Here is a 23615-nt window from a genome sequence, read left to right as displayed (position 1 = left end):
GCTCACCGTGAATAAAATCTGATTAAAATAGCCAGTTAACCGTTTACACTTGCACCATTTATATGAAACATCGCACCACAAAACAGCAATTGAGATCTGCATCATGGCTACTCGCGCTAAATGAATGGACTATTTTGCTACAATTTTTTGGTGTGATTTTGGTCACTTCAACCCAACATCGAATCAACAAATATGGATAGCGAAACAACCCCCTACCAGCGGATGGAATAACAATGAAACTAAAAACCTTACTCTCGACCGCAGCCCTCTCCGGGCTGACGCTGCTCAGTGCTTCTGCCAACGCTTTTTTTGGATCCAGTGACGACACCCTGAAACTGGGCTATCTGGTCAAACAGCCAGAAGAACCATGGTTCCAGACTGAGTGGTCATTTGCAGAAAAAGCCGGCAAGGACATGGGCTTTGAAGTGATCAAAATGGCCGTGCCTGATGGTGAGAAAACCCTGAACGCGATCGACACTCTGGCCGCCAGTGGCGCCAAAGGCTTTGTGATCTGCACCCCCGACCCGAAATTGGGTCCTGCCATCATGGCCAAAGCCAAAAGCTATGATTTGAAAGTCATCACCGTCGATGACCAGTTCCTCAACGCCAAAGGCGAGCCGATGAAAGACGTACCGCTGGTGATGATGGCAGCCAGCGCGATTGGCGAACGTCAGGGCCAGGAGCTGTACACCGAAATGCAAAAACGCGGCTTTGATGTCGCCACTACCGGCGTGATGGCGATTACCGCCGATGAACTGGATACCGCACGCCGCCGTGTGGACGGCTCAATCAAAGCGCTGAAAACCGCCGGCTTCCCAGCCAACCAAATCTATCGCGTACCCACTAAAACCAACGACATTCCAGGGGCATTGGATGCCGCCAACTCCCTGCTGGTGCAATACCCTGGCGTGAAACAGTGGCTGGTGGTTGGCATGAACGACAACACCGTATTAGGTGGCATTCGCGCCACAGAAGGCCAAGGCTTTGCCGCTGACAAAGTGATCGGCATTGGTATCAACGGCGTGGACGCGGTCAACGAACTGGCGAAATCACAAGCGACCGGCTTCTACGGCTCGCTGTTGCCAAGCCCGGACGTACACGGCTACAAATCGATTGAGTCCCTGTACAAATGGGTGAAAGACGGTGTGGAACCGAACAAGTTTGTTGAAGTGACCGACGTTGTCCTGATCACCCGCGACAACTTCAAAAAAGAACTGGAGAAAAAAGGACTGTAAGTCCGGTTGGGGTGGCAGTCCTTTTACGCTGCCACCCGTTATTGGAACGGAGAGAATGTTATGGCGATGTCCCCCTCTTACCTCGAGTTTCGCAACATTTCAAAGCACTTTCCCGGTGTTAAGGCGCTGAGTAACATCAGCTTTCGCGCCAACGCAGGTAGTATTCATGCTCTGATGGGCGAGAACGGTGCAGGTAAATCGACGCTACTCAAAACCTTAAGCGGGCTACACCAGCCAACGGAAGGTCACATTGCGATTGACGGCCAGGAGCTGTCATTATCCGGCACCACAGATGCGCTGACACAAGGCATTGCCATCATCTATCAGGAACTCAATCTGGTGCCTGAACTGAGCGTGGCGGAAAATATTTATCTCGGTCAGCTGCCGACCAAAAACGGCAGCGTGGATACCGAAACCCTCAATCGTCAGGCGCGCGAACAGTTGCTGCGTCTGGGCGAAGATTTTGATCCATCACGCCCGCTGAAAGAGTTTTCCATCGGCCAATGGCAGATGGTCGAAATCGCCAAGGCGCTGAGCCGCAACGCGCAAATCATCGCGTTTGATGAGCCGACCAGCAGCCTGTCACAACGTGAAATTCAAAACCTGTTCAAAGTCATTCGCGAGTTGCGCGATGACGGCAAAATCATTCTGTATGTCTCGCACCGCATGGAAGAGATTTTTAACCTGTGCGATGCGATCACCATTTTTAAAGACGGCACTCATGTGCAGACGTTTGATGACCTGTCGCAACTGACCCACGATCGCCTGGTTGAACTGATGGTCGGACGCGAAATCAGCGACATCTATAACTACCGTTCACGTGAGCTTGGTTTAAGTGGTCTGCGATTGGAAAATTTTGAAGGCCCCGGACTGACGGCGCCCGTCTCACTCGATATTCGTCAGGGCGAGATTCTCGGCTTGTTTGGTCTGGTTGGCGCCGGGCGTACCGAACTGACCCGACTGATTTTCGGCGCGGAGAAACGCACCGCTGGCGAGCTGTACCTGCATGACGTCAACATTAATGTGCGTAAGCCGGGCGACGCCATCAAAGCAGGCATTACCTTGTGCCCGGAAGATCGCAAAGCCGACGGCATCGTGCCGATCATGTCGGTGGCGGAAAACACCAACATCAGTGCACGTCCGTGGCACCTGAAACTCGGTGGCCTGATCGATTTTGGCTGGGAAGCGAAAAACGCCGACACTCAACGTCAGGCACTCAACGTCAAGACCGCTTCGCTGGATCAGCCCATCGGCAAACTCTCAGGCGGAAACCAGCAAAAAGTCATTCTCGGTCGCTGGCTCTCCACCGATATGAGCGTCATTCTGCTCGATGAACCCACCCGTGGCATTGATGTCGGCGCCAAATCGGAAATCTACGAACTGATCTTTAAGCTGGCCGAGAACGGCGTCACCGTGCTGGTGGTATCGAGCGATCTGCCGGAAGTGCTGGGCATCTCCGATCGCCTGTTGGTGATGAAAGACGGCGCGATTTCCGGAGAGCTCCAACGCGACGAATTTAAAGAACAGACTGCACTTCGCCTCGCTATGCTGGGCCAAGAACAAGCCGCAGCTTAAGAATGAAGGAATATCACTATGTCTCTATCAAGTTCTACCAAAATGGTTAATTCCGAACAGAAGTCTGGCGGGTTTAACTTCGCCCAGATCTGGGATCGTTTCGGCATGCTGATGGTGTTTGCTGGCTTGTTTCTGCTGTGCTGCCTGTTCGTGCCCTACTTCGCGACCTTTGTGAACATGAAAGGTCTTGGTCTGGCCATCTCCATGAGCGGTATGGTGGCGTGTGCGATGCTGTTCTGCCTTGCCTGTGGCGACCTCGACCTCTCCGTCGCTTCCGTCATCGCCTGCTCCGGCGTCGTGACCGCGGTAGCGATCAACGCCACCAGCAGTGTCGTACTGGGCATTGGTGCCGGCCTGTTGTCGGGCGTGCTGTTTGGCCTGCTGAATGGCTTTGTGATTGCCAAACTGCAAATCAACGCGCTGATTACCACTCTGGCGACCATGCAGATTGCCCGTGGCCTCGGTTACATCATCTCCGATGGTAAAGCAGTCGGCATCACGGAAGAAAGCTTCTTTACCTTGGGTAACTCGTCGCTGCTTGGCATTCCGACCCCGGTGTGGCTGACCATCGTGACGTTTGCCGTGTTTGCCTTCCTGCTCAACCGCACCGTGTATGGTCGCAACACTCTGGCCATCGGTGGCAACGAAGAAGCAGCGCGTCTGGCCGGCGTGAATGTGGTTAAAACCAAGATGCTGATTTTCACCATCTCAGGATTTATCTCAGCGTTGGCGGGGGTAATTCTGGCGGCGCGGATGACCAGTGGTCAGCCCATGACGTCGGTCGGTTTTGAACTGGTGGTGATCTCCGCCTGTGTGTTGGGCGGTGTGTCGCTCAAAGGCGGGATTGGTAAAGTCTCTTATGTCATTGCCGGGGTGCTGATTCTCGGCACCGTGGAAAATGCCATGAACCTATTGAACATGTCACCTTTTGCACAGTACGTCGTCCGTGGTGCAATCTTGCTGGCTGCCGTTATTTTTGACCGCTACAAACAAAAATCACGTTAAGCCAATTCATCGGTTACTTGCTCTCTTATTTCCCACAAATAAGAGAGCTTTTTTATGAAATGAATTCGACCCGCTATACCCACTGTCCCGCCACGTAACCGCTCGACCACGCCCACTGGAAGTTGTAGCCGCCGAGCCAACCAGTCACGTCCATCACTTCACCGACAAAATAAAGCCCCGGCACGGTTTTGCACTCCATGGTTTTCGATGAGAGCGAGTCGGTGTCGACGCCACCCAGCGTCACTTCTGCGGTGCGGTAGCCTTCGGTGCCGTTGGGTACAATGCGCCACTGTTGCAGCGTCTCGGATACGGCGCTCAGCTCTTTCGGGTTGAGTTGTTTGAGCGGTTTGTCGCTCAGCAGTTTGCGCTCGATCAGCACTTCCACCAAGCGTTTCGGCAGCACGCGTGCCAGGGTATTTTTCAGGCTTTGATTCGGGTGTTTTTCACGCGAACGGGTCAGCAGCTCATCGATATCCACGTCCGGCACCAGATTGATGGTCACCGCCTGACCGGGTTTCCAGTAAGAGGAAATCTGCAACACCGCCGGGCCGGATAAGCCGCGATGGGTAAACAGCAGCGCTTCTTTAAACACCTTGCCACACTCGGCCTGAATTTCGGACGGCACCGCGATGCCCGACAATTCAGCCAGCGCGTCTTTGTCTTCCACATGCAGCGTAAACGGCACCAAGCCCGCCGTGGTCGCGTGTACGGGTAAACCAAACTGCTCAGCAATTTTGTAACCAAATGGCGTCGCGCCAAGTTTGGGCATCGACAAGCCACCGGTTGCCACCACCAGCGACTGGCATTCAATATCGCCGGCTGAAGTTTTGAGGCTAAAGCCCTGCTCGGTTTTGGCGATCTCCAGCGTTTCCACCTGATAGCGCTGGCGAATGGTCGGCTGATCGCACTCGGCCAGCAGCATGTTGACGATATCTTTGGCCGAATCGAGACAGAATAGCTGTCCATGGTCACGCTCTTCGTACGCAATGCCGTACTTGCCGACCATGGCGATGAAATCCCAGTTGGTGTACTGCGACAGCGCAGACTTGACGAAGTGCGGGTTGCCACACAGGTAGTTGGCTGCCGACACATCGTAGTTAGTGAAGTTACAACGGCCGCCGCCAGAGATGAGTATTTTACGTCCCGGTTTTTTGGCGTGATCGATAATAAGCACTTTGCGGCCACGCTTACCTGCTTCAGCGGCACACATCAGGCCTGCGGCACCCGCCCCAATCACGACAACATCGACTTTTTCACTCATCTCGGCTCACTCAACTGCAATAAAAAAGGATGTGCAGCGCACATCCTTACTCACTCGGGGCGGTATTCTAACGGTAAAAACACCGCTTGCCAATTGACCACTTGTCACAGCATAAAGGCTGCTACCGTCGTCAGTACGACCAGTGAAGTCGAGAGGATAAACAGCTCACGCACGCGGTCGCACTTACCGGTAAACACCGGGTCGTGATGGTGGTGATACTCTTTGCTTTTGATGTAGTGGTACAAGCGCACCTGTTTGGTCATATTACCATGGGTGGTAAAAAAGCCACCGCCGTCAACTTGCTGATAGAGCAAGGGGTGAGCTTCGCGCATGATGTAGATGAGAGAGCGTAATGCGGTGAGGTAACGGAGCACGTTCACACCGGTTACGATCATTAGCGCTAATAGAATGGTATCTCCACTGATCATCTTTTCCTCCCTACATCTTGTGTAAGAATGCCCAGAGAAAAAGACGATCGCTTCAATTGGTCTTTTTGCTGAGGTTACTCAGCGGGGGCATCCATTACCGAAGATGAGCCTGCTTTTGCCAATGCTGCCAGGTCTTTATCGATGAAGAACAACGCCTTACCATCTTCGCCGACAAGCTCCAGCTTATCTAAAATCCCTTTAAACAACTTCTCTTCTTCATGTTGCTCCGCAACGTACCACTGAAGGAAGTTAAATGTTGAGTAGTCTTGAGATGTGAACGCCAGATGAGCCAGCTTGTTGATTTTCTGCGTAATCATCTGCTCATGTTCATACGTTTCGCGGAATACTTCGCCTAAGCTTGCGAAATCGTGTTTTGGCGCTGCGATCGCACCCAGGATTGGCATTGAGCCCGTCTCACTAACATACGTAAACAGACGTTGCATGTGCTGCATCTCTTCTACGGCATGAGAACGTAAAAACTCTGCGGCACCATCAAATCCTTTGTCTTCACACCAAGCACTCATTTGTAAGTATAGATTGGATGAAAAAAATTCGAGATTAATTTGATCATTCAGTTGATCGACCATAGCTTGCGATAGCATCGAAGGCTCCTAATTCATCATAAATCACTGATGCCACTATAACATGTTCGCTGGCTATTGTTAGAACACCTTGTCCGCTCGCGATGGATATTTGATCGCGACGGCAAAAAACTTCTGAGCGAGGTGCTAATCTGTAGTTAGTCACCTACAAGGAGATAGCATTATGAGTTATCAACACATTTTAGTTGCCGTCGATCTCTCAGAAGACAGCAAACTTTTGATCGACAAAGCGGTTGCGCTGGCTAAGCCTCTGAATGCGGAGATCTCTTTTATTCATATTGATGTGAATTATGCCGAGCTTTACACCGGGCTGATCGACATCAATCTGGCGGAGACTCAGCACCACGCGATGGAAGCGTCCCAGAAACAACTGCAGGATCTGGCGAACTACGCAAACTACCCAATCAAACACACCCTGGTGGGCAGTGGCGATCTGAGTAATGAACTGTGTGACACCATCAATGAGTTCAACATTGACTTGGTCGTGTGTGGTCACCATCAGGATTTCTGGAGCAAATTGCTGTCCTCAACCCGTCAGCTTATTAATTGCTCACCTGTCGACATGTTGGTTGTACCACTCAACGACTGACGGCGAAGAAAAACTCAGTTAGACTGCAGGTAATTTTTCATTAAACCATTCTCGTTATGATTTATTTATCTGCAGTCACCCTACTTTGGGCCTTCTCATTCAGCCTGATCGGCGTTTATCTTGCCGGTCAGGTTGATTCTTGGTTTTCTGTACTGATGCGCGTGGCATTGGCCAGTATCGTTTTCCTGCCATTTCTTAAATTCAAACAAGTACCCGGTAAGCTGATCGGCAAACTGATGGCGATTGGCGGAATTCAGCTTGGCTTGATGTACTGCTTCTATTATCAGTCGTTCTTGCTGCTCTCCGTACCGGAAGTGCTGCTGTTCACCATCTTTACGCCGATTTATGTCACCCTGATTTATGACATGCTCAAAGGACGTTTCTCGCCATGGTATCTGGTCACAGCAGTGATTGCGGTGGCGGGCGCGGCGGTGATCAAATTTGCCGGCATTAACGAAAACTTCTTCCTCGGCTTTATGGTGGTTCAAGGGGCGAACCTCTGCTTTGCCATCGGTCAGGTCGGCTATAAATACGTGATGGAACGGGAAACCGTTGAGCTGCCACAACACACCGTGTTTGGTTACTTCTATCTTGGCGCGCTGGTGGTTGCGACGGTCGCATTCCTGCTGCTGGGCAACCCTGGCAAGCTGCCAACCACCTCGGTGCAATGGAGCATTTTAATTTACCTCGGTGTGATTGCCTCTGGCTTTGGCTATTTTGCCTGGAACAAAGGTGCGTGCATGGTCAACGCTGGCGCGCTGGCGATCATGAACAATGTGCTGGTACCGGCGGGTCTGGTGGTCAATATTCTGATCTGGAACCGCGATGTCGACCTGGCGCGTTTGTCTCTCGGCGGGCTGGTGATCCTGCTGTCGTTGTGGGTCAACGAAACCTGGGTGAAGCGCCGCGTGGAACTGAGCTACCGCGCTTCCGAGCAGTAATCTCTATACGATAAAAAAGCCCACCGAATGGTGGGCTTTTTGTTGAATTCGAATCAGTGCATCTGCGCCATGATGCCCGCTTCGGGCAACACCACACTCGGATTGAGTGCATTGAACTTGGCTTGCAGCGCCTGCTGTTTTTTCATCATTTTCTGTTGCTGTTTGAGCACCTTAGCCAGCTTCTTCTGATATTTTTTCTGCTTTTTCAGCGTCTTCTTCGCCAGTTTCAGCGCCGCTTTTTCAGCTGACTTACTGCGCGATTGCCCCACGTTCAGCGCCAACTTGGCGTTACCTTTACTCTTCATCTTTGGCAGAGCTTCCGGTTTACACAGCGCATTTTTGTCTGCCGATGAACGCGCACATGAACGGCACATAAAGGCCGGCTGCGCGACAAGACGATGAATCTCACCCAAGGATGAGGTGATGTCACGACGATTTAACTTACACAAACGTTTCGTCATGGTAGAGGCTCCAGCTAAGAATAATAATAATTCTTAATCAGATATAACCGCAGGCCAACGGAAACGCAAGTGATGTTTTAGTGGCTGTCGCCCATCGCCGCAATCACGTATACGTCAAAGCGGTTCTTCTTGGTTTCGATCGCCATGCTCGGTTTATGTTCATCCAGCCATTCAGCGTAGTCCGGACGTTTTACCACCACGCGTTTGGTCGCCAGCCGTAAAGCCGGCGCCAGCAGGCTATCTGCATCGTTATCTGCCCCGACCAAGGATTGAAATACGCGCATCTCTTTTTTGACCAGCGCACTTTTCTTTTTGTTTTCCGGGTGTGGATACATAGGATCGAGGTAGACCACATCCGGGCGTTCAAAGGCGGCGTCTTGCGCCAACTGTTGCAGCGCAGAGTGGCTCGAGGCGTGCAGCAACGTCACGCGCTCACTGACCCACGGGCCGATTTCTGCATCCAGTTTGGCGCGCATCAGGCCATCGTCCAGCAAAGCTGCGACCACCGGGTGACGCTCCACCATCTGCACTTTGCAGCCCAATGACGCCAGCACAAACGCATCGCGGCCAAGACCTGCTGTGCCATCCAGCACGGTTGGCGTCACACCTTTGTTCAGCCCTGCTGCTTTGGCGATTGCCTGACCTTTACCGCCACCGAATTTACGGCGATGCGCCACGGCACCGCTGACCCAGTCGACGTAAATCGCTCCGAGTTTCGGCTCATCGGTTTTACGTAGCTCTAAGCGCTCCGCCGTCAGTACCAGCGCAAACGGACTGCTGGCATCGTGGCTTAAATGCCAGCGCTTGGCGATACGTTGCAGTTCTTCAGCACGTTCGCGGACTTCACAAATCAGTTGTAGCTGCAAAGGTCTCACTCCAGAATCGAGGGGTCAAATCGGCCGCCAGTGTAGCCGATTTTACGCGTGGCGGCTAAGCCTTCTGTGCGGTCAGAAATTGTTCAACCAGCTCGTCAATCGGCTGTGGTTTACCAATCTGATAACCCTGCGCAAAGTGAACGCCTATCTCTCGCAGGCGCTGCAAAATCGCGTCGTTTTCGACAAACTCGGCCACGGTTTGCTTGCCCATCTGACGCGCCAGATCGTGAATCGAACGTACCATCAGATGATCCATCTCATTCACATCAATGTCGCGGACAAACAGGCCGTCGATTTTGACGATATCGATCGGCAGCTTCTTCAGGTAACCGAATGATGACAGCCCAGAGCCAAAGTCATCCAAGGCGATTCGGCAACCGAGCTCTTTCAGGCGACTGAACAGAGCAATGGCCTGATTGAGGTTTCGCATCGCGGCGGTTTCCGTGATCTCAAAACAGATTTTGCTGCATGGCACGCAGCTGCTTTGCAGGCGCGCGATCAGGTTATCGATGAATTCTGCGTTCCCCATCGAGTGGCCTGAGAGGTTAATCGAGCACAAACCCAGACAAGCCAGTGCCTGTGGGCGTGTTTCAAACCAGCGCAGCGTCTGCTCCACCACCTGTTTGTCCAGCAAATGCGCCACGTTATAGCGCTCTGAAGCGGGCACAAAAATCCCCGGTGATACGTACTCGCCGTCGGCGTTTTTGATCCGCACCAGAATCTCAAAGTGCATGCCTGGCTCATCGGCATTGAGCGCCAGTATTTGCTGGGCAAACAGTTCAACCCGCTCTTTGGCCAGCGCATCGTGTACCAGGTTAACGCTCTCCATCTCCAGCTCGCGGCGGCGCAGGTCCGCATCGTCCTGGCGATACAAGTTATAGCGGTTGCGTCCCTCTTCTTTAGCGGCATGGCAAGCCGTGTCTGCCTGCGCATGGACCATTTGCGGTGAGGTTGCGGTGTGGTCGATCAGGCGAATACCTATCGAACAGGTCAGATTGAGGCGAATCTCCTCCCACCAGAACGCATGCTCCGCCATGGTCGCGACGATGGTTTTCGCCACCTGAATCGCATCCCGCTCTGTGCAGTCTTTAAGCAGAATGGCAAACTCATCACCGCCCATTCGAGCCAGCACCGCGTTATACGGCAGTACCTCTTCGAGCATGCTGGCGCAGAACTGAATAGCGCCATCACCCGCATCGTGACCGGCGGTATCATTGAGCACTTTCAACTGGTCGAGATCGAGATACAACATGGCGTGGGTACGCAGCTCGGTGGCGGTTTCCTGCAATGCCTGCGCCAGTTCGAGTTCAAACTGGTTGCGGTTGAAGGTGTTGGTCAGCATATCGTATTTGGCCTGATACGCCAGTTTGTCGGCCAATTGCCGGGTCTCTGTAACATCCTCGCCGACAATCAGCAGATGACCCGTTTCTACCAGCGCACGAATGTTCTCACGCACCCAGATGGCACGCCCATCCGCGTGGCGATATTCAATTTCGCGCTGCCAGATGCCTTGCAGTGACTGATTAGGTTGTAGCAGAACCTGACGCGCGCTGAGTGCCAGCTCGCTGAGATAAAAGTCGCTGAGGGGATGGCCAAGCAGTTGTGATGCCTGAAAACCAAGCAACTGCTCGGCAAAACGGTTCACCTGCTGAATGCGGTTCTGTTCATCCAATGTCAGCATCATCACAGGTTGCAAATCGTAGTAGTGGCTGAGGCTGGCTTCACGCTGAAACAATTTGTCTTCGGTGATTTTTCGCCAGGTAATGTCCTGCCCCTCACACAAATATTGAATAGGTACACCCGGCACGGTCAGCATCGGTTTGAACGCCCATTCAAGCATCATAGAGCCTTGCTCTGCGTGCCAGATTTCCGCCTCAAACTGACGCGGCTGAGTCGACACTTCTTCAAAATACTCTTTAATGCGCTGCGCCGAGGCATCTTCCCAGTGAGGGTGTGTCCACAGGGGCAGCTCCAGGTTCATCCCCTGGCGATAAAACAGTTCTTGAAACTTGTGGTTGCAGGAAATCAGGCGCCCCGAATGGTCAAGAATGCCGATGTAGTGATTGCTCTGCTCAAACACCGATTCGAGCAGAATCTGGTTATCGCGGCTCAAGCGCTCACTGCTGCGCAGACGCAGCACATAGTAAAGCAGCAGCGCGATCACCACAGAGAAAAACAGCAGAATGAGGAGTACACCAGCCAGATCCCAATGCTGGTGATTGCTCAAGCCAAAATCCGGTCCTAGGAGTGACTCTGTGTCTGAGATCGAGAGCGAAGCGGCGAATACGGGGAAAATGCCCGTCAGGCTCAGTAATAACGATTGCATTAAGAAAGATAAGCGAGCCACAAACGGATTCCTTGGCAGAGTCGATGATTAATGATATCACTCGATATCAGAGAATATCCGCGTGATATTCTGACCAATTGCACAAATCTCAGGAATTCATATGCAAGTAGCCTCGACAAAGCTGGACGAATTGGATCGCGCGATTCTGAAAATTTTGATGGATGATGCCCGCACGCCCTACGCCGAAATGGCCAAGCAGTTCAACGTCAGTCCGGCCACCATTCACGTTCGAATCGAAAAAATGAAAGCCGCCGACATCATTCAGGGAACGGAAGTGGTGGTCAACACCAAAAAGCTCGGGTACGACGTCTGCTGTTTTATCGGCATCAACCTTAACGCCGCGCGTGACTACCATTCGGCGCTGGCCAAACTCAATGCGCTGGATGAGGTAGTTGAAGCCTATTACACCACGGGCGCGTACAACATTTTCGTTAAGCTGATGTGTAAGTCGATCGAAGAGTTGCAATACGTGTTGATTGATAAGTTGCAGGCGATTGATGAAGTGCAGTCGACCGAAACGCTGATCTCGCTGCAAAACCCGATCAACCGCAACGTCAACCCATAAAAAAGCCCGGCACTCAGTCCGGGCTTTTTACGCAATATCGTTATTTATTGAGGTATTTCAACAGCTCGTCTGGAGAGATACCTTGTTTGGCGAGTTCTTTAGCCAGCAAATCCACTTGCTCGTTTTTACGAGAATCAATCACTTGCTGAAACTGGAAAACCAGATCACGCAACACAGGCAGTGGTACCTGTTTAGCCGCACTACGAACACGCTCACTACTTTGGTTACCCAGTTCTGCTAGCAATTTGCCGAACATCACCTTTTCTGGAGACTCATCGAGTTGTTCCCAGATGCGGGCCATTTCATAGGTTGTCATAGACATTGTTTAGTGATTCCAAGTGATTACTAAAAGGGTGAGAGGCAACAATATACACGCCTTATCTCATTTAGAAAATAGCCCTTTGAGTGAATTTACCAAAGCTTACGCTACGACTCCAAAGCCCATTGATGCCAGGCGCGACCTGCTTTTGAAAACAGAATGATCAAGGCCGGAGCGATAAGCCACATATGCAATGCGATCATCATTTGCGGCTCCAAGTGTAAACGTTGCAATGTTCCGACCACCAGACCAGAACCACTCATTTGGAATAAACCTAACAGTGCCGCCGCCGTACCCGCTTTATCGCCGAACGGTGCCAGCGCTTTTCCAGCCGCCGCCCCGAGAATCCAGGCAAACCCAACCGACGAAAGGAAGATAGGCAGCATAAAGGCAAATGCGGTCGCCACACTCGCCAACATCACCATCGCCACGCCAGCCACCAGCAGCGAACTGATGCCCATGACTAAGGTGGTGTGAGTACCGAAGCGATCCATCACGCGTGGCGCCGTCATACAGGCAATGATGTTTACCACGGCGTTGACGCCAAACCAGAACGTAAACTGATTCATCGTCAGGCCGAGGCGTTCCATCAACACCACAGGAGCGGATGTCACATAAGCCAGAATCACTGCCATCGCCAGCAAACATAATGACGCATGGAAGACAAATGATGGTGTCTTGAGTACCGACCAGTAGCGCGACAGCTTAAACACCGCTTGTTTTTCGGTGCTTGGGTTGGTCTCTTTCATACGCATCAGCAGCAACAGGCCGACCGACAGCGCAAACCCAGCCATAAAGCTGAAGTTCGCGCGCCAGCCAAACTGTTGAGTCAGCCAGCTTCCCAGAATCGGCGCAAGAGCAGGAATAAAACAGATCGCGCCGTTGAGGTAGCTGATCATTTTGCCGCTGCGTTGCGGACCAAAGATATCGCGAACTGTCGCAAAGGCTGCTACCGATGTCGCACATGCACCTAAGCCTTGTAGCAGACGGGCTGTCAGCATCCATTCAATGCTTTGTGCGCTCCACGCCAATAAAGCGCTCACCGCATAAATGCTGATACCACCCAATGCAACAGTTCGACGACCGAGTTTGTCTGCCAGTGGGCCGGCAAACAGCTGACCGACACCCATAGCAAACAGAAACCAAGTAATCGTGTCCTGAGCCAGAGCGTGTTCCACGTGAAACGTCTGAGAGATCTGCGGCAATGCAGGCAAATAAATATCAATCGCCAAAGGGCTAAACAGGACCAACAGCGTCAGTAATATCATTTGCTGTTTACTCGGTCCGCCAGATTGCGTCACGCTCACGTTCTACTCCAACTAAATTAATGAGACTTCGCGCATAATAGAGCAATCATGATATGCGTAAAAATGGCTTATAATCATCCGTAATATTCCTCAAAGGAAAATCAGATGAAGATTGAAAAGTTAGCGCGCATCGATCTCAACTTACTGGTGTGTCTCAAGGTACTCAGTGAAGAGCTGAGCGTGACTCGCACCGCCAACCGCCTCTATCTCAGCCAGTCGGCGGTGAGTAAATCGCTGGCCAAGCTGCGCGAGCAGTTTGACGACCCGTTGTTCATTCGTACCTCGCACGGCCTGAAACCAACGCCTAAAGTGGTGTTTCTCAAACCTAAACTGGACATTCTGGTGAACCAGCTCGAGCTCATCACTCAGCCGGAACAGTTTTCTCCGCAGTCGAGTGAATACCGCTTTCACATCGCCACGGTGGAAAGTGTCTATCCGTTGATCCTGCCGCATTTCTTGCCTGCCATTTTCAGTCAGGGCCCGAATCTCAACATCAGCACACACGCCTGGACAGATCAGACTTTCAAGAAGCTACAACTGGGCGAACTCGATTTTGGCCTTACGGGGAAAGACATCGACATCAACGATGCGCGGCTGACCATGATGCCGCCGAGCGATATCTGCGAGCAGGAAATTTACCGCGATACCCAGATGTGTGTGGTGCGTCATAACCACCCGGCCCTGAGCCAACCCTGGAATCTGGAGCAGTACCTGTCGCTGCGTCATGTGCAGGTACGTTGCGATGGCAATGACCGCTGGCTGCTCGACTATCGACTGGCAGACATGGGTTATGAGCGTGATATCGCCATCACCGTGCCGGATTTCAACAGCGCAGCCAGCTTGTGTACCTACACCGACTTTGTGTTTACCGCGCCGAGCCATTTTACTCATTTGGTCGCGCAGCAAATGGGCTTGGTGGTGCTGCCGTTACCGTTAGAATTTCCGCCGATGGCTTACACTCTGTTCTGGCACCGCGATCGGGAAAACGACCCGGCATTGAACTGGCTGCGCCAGATCATTCAAACCAAAACACTACACTTGAGATAAAGCGACGGATATTTGCACGCCTTTGGTAAAAGGAGTAGCTTATCCGCACTTGTCCCGGGCCAGCTGATCACAGCCTGCGCCGTCACAAAGGACTGTTAATAAGGATAATCACAGATGCCACAATCCATTTCCCAACGTGTTGCCGAACTGCGTAACTGGCTGACACAACAAGGTTTAGATGCACTCATTGTGCCTCACGAAGACGAGTACCTCGGCGAATATGTCCCTGAACACAACGAACGCCTGCATTGGCTGACGGGTTTTACCGGTTCAGCGGGTGCTGCAGTGATCACCGGCGAAAAAGCGGCGATCTTCGTCGATGGTCGCTATACCGTACAAGTTCGCAAACAAGTTCCGGGAGAACTGTTTGAGTATCGTCACCTGATTGAAGAACCGTATCTGGCCTGGCTGAAAAGCGCCCTGCCAGCGGGCAGCAAAGTGGGTTACGACCCACGTATGCACCGTGCAAGCTGGCTGAAAGCCGCGCACACCACGCTGGAAGGAGAACTGCAACTGGTCGCCACCCGTGGCAACGCCATTGACCAACTGTGGCATGACCGCCCGGCTCCCGTGGTCTCTGACATGCGCCTGATGGGTAATGAGCTCGTCGGCGTCGACAGCGCAACCAAACGCCGCACCATCGCAGATATTCTGGTCAGCAAAAAGGCCGACAGCGCAATTCTGACTGAGCTCGATTCCATCTGCTGGCTGCTCAACATTCGTGGTCTGGATGTCTCTCGCCTGCCAGTTTTGCTGTCGCACGCGATTGTGCATGCGGACGCCAGTGTCGACTTTTTCCTCGATCCGGCACGTCTGGCGGCAGGCTTTGACGCCCACGTCGGTTCAGGTGTGCGCGTACATCATCCGGAAACTCTCGAATCACAACTGGTGCAACTGCGCGGAAAACGCGTGATTGTGGACCCAGCCACCAGCAACGCTTGGTTTACACTGGTACTGCAAAATGCCGGTGTCGAGCTGCTGAGCGATGCCGATCCGTGTCTGCTGCCAAAAGCCGCTAAGAACGCAACCGAAATTGCCGGCATGAAAGCGTGCCATGTACGCGATGGCGCGGCGATGACCAAGTTCCTTGCCTGGCTGGACAGCGAAGTGGCGGCCGGACGCCTGCACAACGAAGCTGAGCTTGCCGATCAACTGCAAGCGTTCCGCGAGCTGGACCCGACTCTGGCAGATCTGAGCTTTGATACCATCTCTGCAGCCTGCAGCAATGCCGCCATGTGTCACTACAACCACATGAACCAGCCACAACCGGGTCAGCTGGAAATGAACACGCTGTATCTGGTCGATTCAGGCGGTCAGTACACAGACGGCACCACCGATATCACCCGCACTATCGCGATTGGCGACGTGAGCGACGAGATGAAGCAGCAGTTTACTCTGGTGCTTAAAGGCCACATTGCACTGGCCAAAGCCCGTTTCCCGCAAGGCACCTGCGGCCATCAGCTCGATGTGCTGGCACGTCAGCATCTGTGGGCCAATGGCTACGATTACGATCACGGTACCGGCCACGGTGTCGGTCACTTCCTGAGTGTGCATGAAGGCCCGCAACGCATCGGCAAAGTGTTCAACAATGTCGCTCTGCGCCCGGGAATGGTGCTGTCGAACGAGCCGGGTTACTACCGCGCTGATGGCTTTGGGATCCGTATTGAGAACCTGGAACTGGTTACCGAAATTGCCACTCAAGGTGATTTTAACGTGCTCGGTTTTGAATCGCTGACCCGTTGCCCAATCGATGTGCGAGCCATCAACGTCAACATGCTGACCAAACCGGAACTGAGCTGGCTGAATGACTACCACGCCAAAGTATGGAACGAAGTCAGCCCGCTGGTGGAAGGCGACGTTCAAGCCTGGTTGCGTCAAGCAACGCAACCGATCAGCCACGCTTAAGCGCAAATCTTAATGCTATCAATCCCTTAACGAGCCATCGTTAAGGGATTTTTTGTATCCACTTTCCTCCCTGCCACTTACCCTCTGCTATTTTCATACAATTCTAAAGTTTCCACTTCAAATCAAAAAAAATATTTATCAGTTATCTCGTTGTTTTTAATAAAAATATCAAGCAACAAAAACCAAACAGAACACCAATTGCACAACATTTTAGTTTGAGATCTAACAATTTTTTGTTTAACGTATATTTAACTAATCGTTCAATTAAAAATGATAAGGAGTGCAGATGCCGAAAGTTGGGATGCCCGACATACGCAAACCGCAATTGGTTCAAGCAACCATGGCCGTTATCGAACGAGTGGGATTGCATGCTGCCAGTATTGCGCTGATCAGCCGTGAAGCCGGGGTATCCACCGGCATCATTAACCACTACTTCGGCGGCAAGCATGGTCTGCTAGAAGAAACCATGCGCGCGATTTTGCGTGAACATTCGGTCACCGTCACTCAGGCACTGGCGAAAATCCCGCAGCACGAGCATCAGGCACGGATCAATGCCATCGTGAATGCCAACTTCGAAGGATTTCAGGCAGAAAGTCAGGTGGTTAAAACCTGGCTGGCGTTCTGGTCCTATTCGATGCACGACGCGCAGTTGAACCGCTTACAACGAGTCAACGAACAACGCCTGCTCTCTCACCTTAAAATTGAACTTAAAGCCCTTCTGCCCCGTCACCACGCTCAACAGGTGGCACACGGGATCGCTGCTCTGATCGATGGTATCTGGCTACGCGGTGCGCTGAATCCTGATGGAATCAACGCTCAGCAAGCCCGGTTATTGATAAACGATTACTTAGAAATACAACTGGCGCAGCATGCGCTGACGACAACCAGCTAGGTCTTCAAATGGAAAAAGCATCACTTTATATCGATGGCGCGTTAAAACACGCGTCATCCGGGGAAACCTTTACCTCATACAACCCGGCCACCGGCGAACCGCTTGCGGTTTTGGGTCTTGCGAGTGCTCAGGATGTGCAGGACGCGATTGATTCTGCGCAGCGCGGTTTCGCGATTTGGTCAGCAATGACCGCAGTCGAACGCAGCCGTATTCTGCTCAAAGCAGTCGCCATATTGCGTGAACGCAACGACGAACTGGCGCTACTGGAAGTACTCGATACCGGTAAGCCGATTCAGGAAGCAGATTGCGTTGATATCGCCACCGGCGCTGACGTCATCGAATACTTCGCTGGCCTCGCTCCTGCCTTGCAAGGCGAGCAACAGCCGCTCTCCGCCAGCCAGTTTTTCTACACCCGCAAAGAGCCGTTAGGCATCTGCGCCGGGATTGGTGCGTGGAACTACCCGATGCAAATCGCGATGTGGAAATCGGCCCCGGCTCTGGCCGCGGGGAATGCAATGATTTTTAAACCGTCCGAAGAAACGCCGCTCAGCGCATTGAAACTGGCGGAAATCTTCACCGAAGCGGGCCTGCCGGATGGTGTGTTTAACGTCGTGCAAGGCGATGGCCGCGTCGGCCAGATGCTGACCGCGCACCCGGCGATTGCCAAAGTTTCCTTCACGGGTGAAACCGGCACAGGTAAAGCTGTGATGGCGGACAGCGCGCGCACACTCAAATCCGTCACCATGGAGCTTGGCGGCAAGTCACCACTGCTGGTGTTCGATGATGCCAAGCTGGATCAGGCGGTTTCCGCAACGATAACCGCCAACTTCTACACCCAAGGCGAAGTGTGTACTAACGGTACCCGTGTTTATGTGCATGAAAACCTTTACGACGCATTCATCGATCAGCTGAAGCGTCGCACTGAAAAACTGATCGTGGGCGATCCGCAAGATCCGAACACACAGATTGGTGCGCTGATTTCCAAAAACCACATGCACAAAGTGCTGGCCGCTATCGACAGCGCCAAAACAAGCGGTGCCAAACTGCTGACCGGCGGCTATCAGGTGACGGACAACGGACTGGCTAACGGTAACTTCGTTGCGCCGACGGTGTTCGTCGACTGCGACGAAGCGATGAGTTTTGTGCAGCAGGAAATCTTTGGTCCGGTGATGGCCGTCATGAAGTTCAGCGACGAGCAGGAGGTCATCCAGCGCGCCAACAACACGCACTATGGTTTAGCCGCAGGCGTGTTCACTCAGAACCTGTCGCGCGCGCACCGTGTCATCCACCAGCTGCAAGCGGGTATTTGCTGGATTAACACCTGGGGAGACTCTCCGGCTCCGATGCCTGTTGGCGGTTTTAAGCTCTCCGGTGTCGGTCGTGAAAACGGCATCGAAACGCTAAACCATTACACTCAGACAAAAAGTGTGTTGGTGGAACTGGATGATTTCGTCGGTCCGTATGCGTAAGGAGACAGCATGAAACAACACTTTGACTACATCATCATCGGTGCGGGCTCGGCAGGTTGTGTGCTGGCCGATCGTCTGACGGAAAGTGATGAACACTCAGTGCTGCTGCTCGAAGCCGGCGGCAGTGACAAAAGCATCTTCATTCAGATGCCCACCGCGCTCTCTTACCCGATGAACAGCGACAAATACGCCTGGCAATTTGAATCACTGCCAGAGCCCGGCCTCGATGGCCGCGCCCTGCACTGCCCGCGTGGCAAAGTGCTCGGCGGCAGTTCTTCAATCAACGGCATGGTTTATGTCCGAGGCCACGCCTGCGACTTTGATGAGTGGCAACAGCAAGGTGCTACAGGCTGGGATTACGCGTCGTGCTTGCCGTATTTCAGACGAGCTGAACGCTGGAGCGGCGGCGCGGATGAATACCGTGGCGGCGATGGCCCACTGGCGACCTGCAACGGCAACGACATGAGGCTCAACCCGCTCTATCAGGCGTTCATCGACGCCGGTCAGCAGGCGGGTTACCCGCAAACTGACGACTACAACGGTTACCAGCAAGAAGGCTTTGGCCCGATGCACATGACCGTCGACCACGGCGTACGCGCCTCCACCGCCAACGCTTACCTGCGCCGCGCGCTCAAACGCAACAACCTGACCCTGCTGAAAGGTGTGCTGAGCCGCAAGGTGGTGCTGCAAAACAAGCGCGCAATTGGTGTCGAGTTTGAACGCAACGGCCAGATTCAGGTGGCATTTGCCAACCGTGAAGTGGTCTCTTGCGCCGGATCGATCGGCTCTCCGCAACTGCTGCAACTTTCCGGCATTGGTCCGCGTGACGTACTGGAAAATGCCGGCGTTGAAGTACAACACGAACTGCCCGGTGTGGGCGAAAACTTGCAGGATCATCTGGAGATTTATTTCCAGTATCGCTGCCAACAACCGATCACACTGAACAGTAAGCTGGGTTTGCTCAGTAAAGGCATGATTGGTGCCGAATGGATACTGACCAAACGTGGCTTGGGCGCCACCAACCATTTTGAGTCCTGTGCGTTTATTCGCTCTCGCGCCGGACTCAAGTGGCCCAACATTCAATACCACTTTTTACCAGCTGCTATGCGCTATGACGGACGAACCGCGTTCGACGGCCATGGTTTTCAGGTCCATGTCGGCCCGAACAAACCATTAAGCCGTGGTCGTATCTGGATTCGTTCCGCCGATCCCAAGCACAAACCAGCCATTTTGTTCCGTTACCTTTCCGAGCAGCAGGATATTCAGGATTGGCGTGATTGCATTCGCCTCACGCGTGAAATTCTGGCTCAACCTGCTTTGGATAGTTATCGCGGTGACGAAATTCAACCCAGTCTGGCGGTCAGCAGTGACGCTGACATCGACGCCTGGGTGAAACAAAACGTAGAAAGTGCCTATCACCCGTCGTGCAGCTGCAAAATGGGCGCCGACGACGATGCGATGGCCGTACTCGATAGCGCTTGCCGGGTACGGGGAATTGAGGGGCTGCGAGTGGTGGATTCGTCCGTTTTTCCAACCATTCCAAACGGCAATTTAAACGCGCCGACCATTATGGTCGCCGAGCGCGCCGCAGACCTTCTGTTGGGTAAAGCACTGCTTGCCCCAAGCGAAGCCCCTGTGTGGATCGCACCGCAATGGCAGACCCAACAACGAGAAACCGCGCCAAAACGTGCGCTGGATACTCAACCGTCTGTGGAATTGATAACAAAATAAGGAAATACCCATGCGTAAAGTCATGACCTTCACGGCAGCCACGCTGCTCTCACTCAACGCCTACGCCAACAGCTGTAGCACCGTTCGCTTCGCCGACGTCGGCTGGACCGACATTACGGCCACCACCGCAGTGACAACGGAACTGCTGCATGGTCTCGGCTATCAGACCAAAACCGACCTGTTGTCCGTACCGGTCACCTACTCATCGATGGCGAACGGCGACATTGATGTCTTTCTCGGTAACTGGATGCCGACTATGGAAGGCGACATTGCCAAGTACCGTGACTCTGGCACAGTAGACACGCTGCGCGCCAATCTCGAAGGCGCCAAATACACGCTGGCGGTACCGAAATACGTGTATGACGCCGGGGTGAAATCGTTCGCTGATCTGGCCAAACACGCAGAAGAGTTCAGGCACCGTATTTACGGCATCGAACCGGGTAACGATGGCAATCGCCTGATTCAGTCGATGATCGACAAGAACGCTTTTGACCTTAAATCATTCGATCTGGTTGAATCGAGCGAAGCCGGTATGGTGTCGCAGGTGAAACGCGCCGTGCGCCGACACGAGTGGATCGCCTTCCTCGGTTGGGCGCCACACCCAATGAACAGCAACGTTGAGATGGAGTATCTCAGCGGCGGTGACGATTTCTTCGGCCCGAACTACGGCGGGGCCAACGTGTATACCAACGTGCGTCAGGACTACGTTTCACAATGTCCGAATGTCGGCCAGTTGCTCAACAACCTCTCTTTCAATCTGGAGATGGAAAATGCGTTGATGGAGGCGATCCTCAACCAAGGTCAGCAACCATCGAAGGCGGCCAAAGCGTGGTTGCGTGAGCACCCGGAAGTATTGTCAAAGTGGCTCAACAAGGTAACCACACTCAATGGCAAACCTGCTGAGCAAGCCATCAAAGACTACCTCAACTCAGACGTTTAACTCGGAACAGGTGGAGTTCCACTCCACCTTTCTTAAGGGACTTATCAAACTATGATTAGCGATCACAAAATTCCGTTAGGCAGTTGGATGGAAACCGGGGTCGACTGGCTGACTCTGCACGCGTCCGGCTTCTTCGACGCCATCTCATTTCTGCTCGAGAGCATCATCATGGTGCTGGTCGATGTCTTCAAATGGTTTCCTCCAGCAGTACCGATCATGGTCACCGCCGCTCTCGCCTGGTGGCTGCACCGCAGTCTGTCACTGGTCATTTTTATCATCGCGGCGCTGCTGCTGATTCTCAACCTGGGCTACTGGCAGGAAATGCTGGAAACTTTTGTTTTGGTGTTTGCCGCGACAACGATTTCCGTATTAATTGGCGTACCTCTGGGCATCATGGCCGCGCACCGACCTTGGATGTACACCGTGATGCGCCCGATTCTCGATTTGATGCAAACGGTACCGACCTTCGTGTATCTGATTCCAACTCTGGTGCTATTCGGCCTTGGTATCGTACCGGGTCTGATCTCCACCATTATCTTTGCTATCGCTGCACCGATTCGCCTGACCTATCTCGGCGTGACTCGCGTGCCGGAAGAACTGATTGAAGCGGGTAAAGCGTTTGGTGCAAGCGATATGAAATTGCTGTTCAAAGTCGAATTGCCGGCCGCATTACCCAGCATCATGGCGGGCGTGACTCAGTGCATCATGTTGTCGTTATCGATGGTGGTCATTGCTGCTCTAGTCGGTGCCGATGGTTTAGGTAAACCGGTAATTCGCGCGCTCAACACCGTCAATATTTCACAGGGATTTGAGGCTGGGCTGGCGATTGTTCTGGTCGCGATCATTCTCGACCGTTTATGCAAAGCACCCAATAGCAAGGAGGTGTCGTAATGAACGCTATCAGTATTGAAAATCTGGATGTGGTGTTTGGTGCCAACACAGCACCCGCTCTCGACCTGCTGGACCAAGGCAAAAGTCGTCAGCAAATCATCGACGAAACAGGATTAGTCGTGGGTGTGGATAATGTCAGCTTGAATGTTCGACAAGGTGAAATCTGCGTGTTGATGGGCTTGTCAGGATCGGGAAAATCCAGCCTGCTGCGAGCTGTGAATGGCCTCAACCCGATTACGCGTGGCGCCCTGAAAATACAGGATGGCGACAATTGTGTCGACCTTGCGCACTGCGATGAAGCAACCTTACGTCACCTGCGTACCGATAAAGTCTCGATGGTCTTTCAGAAGTTCGCGCTGATGCCGTGGCTGAATGTGCTGGATAACGTGGCATTTGGTCTGGAGATGCAAGGCATCGGTAAAAGCGAACGCCGCCAGCGCGCACGTGAAAAGCTGGCCATGGTCGGCTTGTCGGAATGGGAGAAGAAATTTCCCCATGAGTTATCCGGCGGTATGCAGCAGCGCGTCGGTCTGGCCCGCGCCTTTGCGATGGACAGCGATATTTTGTTGATGGATGAACCGTTTTCCGCCCTCGACCCGCTGATTCGCAGCCAACTGCAGGATGAATTGTTAAGCCTGCAACAACAGCTCAATAAGACCATCGTATTCGTCAGCCACGATCTGGATGAAGCGCTTAAGATTGGCTCACGCATTGCAATCATGGAATCAGGCAAACTGATTCAGTATGGTAAACCGGAAGAGATTGTCCTGACGCCAAAAACGCAATACGTACAGGACTTTGTTGCCCACACAAATCCGCTCAACGTTCTGAAAGGTCGCTCGCTGATGAACAGCTGTGACGACCTCATTCAAGACAACGGTCGCTGGCAAATCTGTCAGCAGTCGAATGTGTGGGTTGAACAGCGCGAGCAGCAATGGGTCGTGTCTGGTGATACGCCATTGAAGCTGATTCAATGGCACGCCGAGATGCAGCATCATCAGCTGAGCCAACAATCTTTGGTCATGGCCAGTCCGGATATCGATATGCGTGATGCAATTGAAATTCGCTACCACACTGGCAACCCGATTCTGCTGATGGAGAACAATCGTCTGGTGGGTACCTTGAGCGATCACGACTTCTATCACGCGTTGCTTGGAAAGTATCATCAGGCTCAAGCAGCTTGAATCCAATGAAAATATTTCGCTGCGCCAGATAAAATAAAGGCGACCA

General features: G+C 52.8%; 22 protein-coding genes. 14 read left to right on the top strand and 8 right to left on the bottom strand.

All coding sequences use genetic code 11. From position 1 onward, the window contains the following. Positions 1 to 233 precede the first annotated feature (233 nt). From DYA43_RS14390 to araH, 3 genes are read left to right on the top strand one after another with little or no spacing between them, the layout of a single operon-like run. Positions 234 to 1235: an arabinose ABC transporter substrate-binding protein gene (locus DYA43_RS14390; protein WP_020331889.1), complete on the top strand. Its 1002-nt coding sequence runs from the start codon at positions 234 to 236 to the stop codon at positions 1233 to 1235. Between the two features lie 60 nt (positions 1236 to 1295). Beyond that, positions 1296 to 2810, top strand: coding sequence for an L-arabinose ABC transporter ATP-binding protein AraG (gene araG, locus DYA43_RS14385; protein ID WP_061057077.1), 1515 nt, complete (start codon positions 1296 to 1298; stop codon positions 2808 to 2810). An 18-nt stretch (positions 2811 to 2828) separates the two neighbouring features. After that, positions 2829 to 3815, top strand: coding sequence for an L-arabinose ABC transporter permease AraH (araH, locus tag DYA43_RS14380; protein ID WP_020331887.1), 987 nt, complete (start codon positions 2829 to 2831; stop codon positions 3813 to 3815). 73 nt (positions 3816 to 3888) lie between these two features. Here araH and DYA43_RS14375 read toward each other — a convergent pair whose 3' ends face one another. The 3 genes from DYA43_RS14375 to ftnA all read right to left on the bottom strand — a co-directional run bounded on the left by DYA43_RS14375 (position 3889) and on the right by ftnA (position 6106). Continuing rightward, entirely contained in the window at positions 3889 to 5076 is a 1188-nt protein-coding gene (locus tag DYA43_RS14375) for a BaiN/RdsA family NAD(P)/FAD-dependent oxidoreductase (RefSeq protein WP_032082399.1), read from the bottom strand. Between the two features lie 104 nt (positions 5077 to 5180). Next, positions 5181 to 5504 (bottom strand): universal stress protein UspB, encoded by a 324-nt coding sequence (gene uspB / locus DYA43_RS14370; RefSeq protein ID WP_020331884.1) that lies wholly within the window; start codon positions 5502 to 5504, stop codon positions 5181 to 5183. Between the two features lie 74 nt (positions 5505 to 5578). After that, a complete protein-coding gene (gene ftnA, locus DYA43_RS14365; RefSeq protein ID WP_020331883.1) occupies positions 5579 to 6106 on the bottom strand; it encodes a non-heme ferritin in 528 nt (175 codons plus the stop codon). Positions 6107 to 6269: 163 nt separating this feature from the next. Between ftnA and uspA the strand changes: the two genes are divergently transcribed. After that, on the top strand, positions 6270 to 6695 hold the full coding sequence (uspA, locus tag DYA43_RS14360) for a universal stress protein UspA (protein WP_020331882.1): 426 nt from the start codon (positions 6270 to 6272) through the stop codon (positions 6693 to 6695). 56 nt (positions 6696 to 6751) lie between these two features. Beyond that, positions 6752 to 7636, top strand: a complete 885-nt coding sequence (locus DYA43_RS14355) for a carboxylate/amino acid/amine transporter (protein WP_061057076.1) — start codon at positions 6752 to 6754, stop codon at positions 7634 to 7636. Positions 7637 to 7689: 53 nt separating this feature from the next. On the opposite strand, the gene DYA43_RS14350 is transcribed toward DYA43_RS14355, so the two are convergent. From DYA43_RS14350 to DYA43_RS14340, 3 genes are all read right to left on the bottom strand, one after another. Continuing rightward, a complete protein-coding gene (locus DYA43_RS14350) occupies positions 7690 to 8097 on the bottom strand; it encodes a hypothetical protein (protein WP_055452940.1) in 408 nt (135 codons plus the stop codon). 77 nt (positions 8098 to 8174) lie between these two features. Beyond that, positions 8175 to 8963 (bottom strand): class I SAM-dependent methyltransferase, encoded by a 789-nt coding sequence (locus DYA43_RS14345; RefSeq protein WP_061057075.1) that lies wholly within the window; start codon positions 8961 to 8963, stop codon positions 8175 to 8177. Positions 8964 to 9027: 64 nt separating this feature from the next. Further along, positions 9028 to 11319, bottom strand: coding sequence for a sensor domain-containing protein (locus tag DYA43_RS14340; RefSeq protein WP_061057074.1), 2292 nt, complete (start codon positions 11317 to 11319; stop codon positions 9028 to 9030). Positions 11320 to 11419: 100 nt separating this feature from the next. On the opposite strand from DYA43_RS14340, the gene asnC reads away from it, so the two are divergent. Next, positions 11420 to 11884 carry a transcriptional regulator AsnC gene (gene asnC / locus DYA43_RS14335; RefSeq protein ID WP_020331877.1) on the top strand — a complete coding sequence of 155 codons (465 nt, stop codon included), beginning with the start codon at positions 11420 to 11422 and terminating at the stop codon, positions 11882 to 11884. A gap of 40 nt (positions 11885 to 11924) precedes the next feature. Here asnC and tsrA read toward each other — a convergent pair whose 3' ends face one another. Together tsrA and DYA43_RS14325 are read right to left on the bottom strand one after the other, a co-directional pair. Further along, the gene (gene tsrA, locus DYA43_RS14330) at positions 11925 to 12206 is read right to left on the bottom strand and encodes an H-NS-like global regulator TsrA (RefSeq protein WP_004724296.1); all 282 of its coding nucleotides are present in this window, start codon (positions 12204 to 12206) and stop codon (positions 11925 to 11927) included. Positions 12207 to 12310: 104 nt separating this feature from the next. Beyond that, positions 12311 to 13471, bottom strand: coding sequence for a multidrug effflux MFS transporter (locus DYA43_RS14325; RefSeq protein WP_172465301.1), 1161 nt, complete (start codon positions 13469 to 13471; stop codon positions 12311 to 12313). Positions 13472 to 13615: 144 nt separating this feature from the next. Here DYA43_RS14325 and DYA43_RS14320 point away from each other — a divergent pair, with 144 nt between their 5' ends. The 8 genes from DYA43_RS14320 to choV all read left to right on the top strand — a co-directional run bounded on the left by DYA43_RS14320 (position 13616) and on the right by choV (position 23569). Next, entirely contained in the window at positions 13616 to 14557 is a 942-nt protein-coding gene (locus DYA43_RS14320; RefSeq protein WP_020331872.1) for a LysR family transcriptional regulator, read from the top strand. Between the two features lie 114 nt (positions 14558 to 14671). Then, a complete protein-coding gene (locus tag DYA43_RS14315; RefSeq protein ID WP_061057072.1) occupies positions 14672 to 16462 on the top strand; it encodes an aminopeptidase P family protein in 1791 nt (596 codons plus the stop codon). Between the two features lie 286 nt (positions 16463 to 16748). Further along, on the top strand, positions 16749 to 17354 hold the full coding sequence (betI, locus tag DYA43_RS14310; RefSeq protein WP_020433587.1) for a transcriptional regulator BetI: 606 nt from the start codon (positions 16749 to 16751) through the stop codon (positions 17352 to 17354). 8 nt (positions 17355 to 17362) lie between these two features. Continuing rightward, positions 17363 to 18823 (top strand): betaine-aldehyde dehydrogenase, encoded by a 1461-nt coding sequence (gene betB, locus DYA43_RS14305; RefSeq protein WP_061057071.1) that lies wholly within the window; start codon positions 17363 to 17365, stop codon positions 18821 to 18823. Positions 18824 to 18832: 9 nt separating this feature from the next. Beyond that, the gene (betA, locus tag DYA43_RS14300; protein ID WP_061057070.1) at positions 18833 to 20554 is read left to right on the top strand and encodes a choline dehydrogenase; all 1722 of its coding nucleotides are present in this window, start codon (positions 18833 to 18835) and stop codon (positions 20552 to 20554) included. Positions 20555 to 20564: 10 nt separating this feature from the next. Next, positions 20565 to 21494, top strand: a complete 930-nt coding sequence (locus DYA43_RS14295; protein ID WP_061057069.1) for a choline ABC transporter substrate-binding protein — start codon at positions 20565 to 20567, stop codon at positions 21492 to 21494. Positions 21495 to 21545: 51 nt separating this feature from the next. Then, positions 21546 to 22385: a choline ABC transporter permease subunit gene (choW, locus tag DYA43_RS14290; RefSeq protein WP_061057068.1), complete on the top strand. Its 840-nt coding sequence runs from the start codon at positions 21546 to 21548 to the stop codon at positions 22383 to 22385. Beyond that, complete coding sequence (gene choV, locus DYA43_RS14285) at positions 22385 to 23569, top strand: choline ABC transporter ATP-binding protein (protein ID WP_061057067.1); 1185 nt, start codon at positions 22385 to 22387, stop codon at positions 23567 to 23569. Before choW ends, choV begins: the two co-directional genes overlap by 1 nt. The last annotated feature ends 46 nt before the right edge of the window (positions 23570 to 23615 follow it).

The organism is Vibrio fluvialis (assembly GCF_900460245.1).
Lineage (GTDB): Bacteria > Pseudomonadota > Gammaproteobacteria > Enterobacterales > Vibrionaceae > Vibrio > Vibrio fluvialis.
Note: the sequence above shows the minus strand (reverse complement) of the source record. Positions and strands in the feature narration are given on the sequence as shown.

What these genes read in the sequence shown, in the direction of transcription:
- DYA43_RS14390 (WP_020331889.1), top strand. Translation starts at nt 234, where the DNA reads ATGAAACTAAAAACCTTACTCTCGACCGCAGCCCTCTCCGGGCTGACG.
- araG (WP_061057077.1), top strand. Translation starts at nt 1,296, where the DNA reads ATGGCGATGTCCCCCTCTTACCTCGAGTTTCGCAACATTTCAAAGCAC.
- araH (WP_020331887.1), top strand. Translation starts at nt 2,829, where the DNA reads ATGTCTCTATCAAGTTCTACCAAAATGGTTAATTCCGAACAGAAGTCT.
- DYA43_RS14375 (WP_032082399.1), bottom strand. Translation starts at nt 5,076, where the DNA reads ATGAGTGAAAAAGTCGATGTTGTCGTGATTGGGGCGGGTGCCGCAGGC.
- uspB (WP_020331884.1), bottom strand. Translation starts at nt 5,504, where the DNA reads ATGATCAGTGGAGATACCATTCTATTAGCGCTAATGATCGTAACCGGT.
- ftnA (WP_020331883.1), bottom strand. Translation starts at nt 6,106, where the DNA reads ATGCTATCGCAAGCTATGGTCGATCAACTGAATGATCAAATTAATCTC.
- uspA (WP_020331882.1), top strand. Translation starts at nt 6,270, where the DNA reads ATGAGTTATCAACACATTTTAGTTGCCGTCGATCTCTCAGAAGACAGC.
- DYA43_RS14355 (WP_061057076.1), top strand. Translation starts at nt 6,752, where the DNA reads ATGATTTATTTATCTGCAGTCACCCTACTTTGGGCCTTCTCATTCAGC.
- DYA43_RS14350 (WP_055452940.1), bottom strand. Translation starts at nt 8,097, where the DNA reads ATGACGAAACGTTTGTGTAAGTTAAATCGTCGTGACATCACCTCATCC.
- asnC (WP_020331877.1), top strand. Translation starts at nt 11,420, where the DNA reads ATGCAAGTAGCCTCGACAAAGCTGGACGAATTGGATCGCGCGATTCTG.
- tsrA (WP_004724296.1), bottom strand. Translation starts at nt 12,206, where the DNA reads ATGTCTATGACAACCTATGAAATGGCCCGCATCTGGGAACAACTCGAT.
- DYA43_RS14325 (WP_172465301.1), bottom strand. Translation starts at nt 13,471, where the DNA reads ATGATATTACTGACGCTGTTGGTCCTGTTTAGCCCTTTGGCGATTGAT.
- DYA43_RS14320 (WP_020331872.1), top strand. Translation starts at nt 13,616, where the DNA reads ATGAAGATTGAAAAGTTAGCGCGCATCGATCTCAACTTACTGGTGTGT.
- DYA43_RS14315 (WP_061057072.1), top strand. Translation starts at nt 14,672, where the DNA reads ATGCCACAATCCATTTCCCAACGTGTTGCCGAACTGCGTAACTGGCTG.
- betI (WP_020433587.1), top strand. Translation starts at nt 16,749, where the DNA reads ATGCCGAAAGTTGGGATGCCCGACATACGCAAACCGCAATTGGTTCAA.
- betB (WP_061057071.1), top strand. Translation starts at nt 17,363, where the DNA reads ATGGAAAAAGCATCACTTTATATCGATGGCGCGTTAAAACACGCGTCA.
- betA (WP_061057070.1), top strand. Translation starts at nt 18,833, where the DNA reads ATGAAACAACACTTTGACTACATCATCATCGGTGCGGGCTCGGCAGGT.
- DYA43_RS14295 (WP_061057069.1), top strand. Translation starts at nt 20,565, where the DNA reads ATGCGTAAAGTCATGACCTTCACGGCAGCCACGCTGCTCTCACTCAAC.
- choW (WP_061057068.1), top strand. Translation starts at nt 21,546, where the DNA reads ATGATTAGCGATCACAAAATTCCGTTAGGCAGTTGGATGGAAACCGGG.
- choV (WP_061057067.1), top strand. Translation starts at nt 22,385, where the DNA reads ATGAACGCTATCAGTATTGAAAATCTGGATGTGGTGTTTGGTGCCAAC.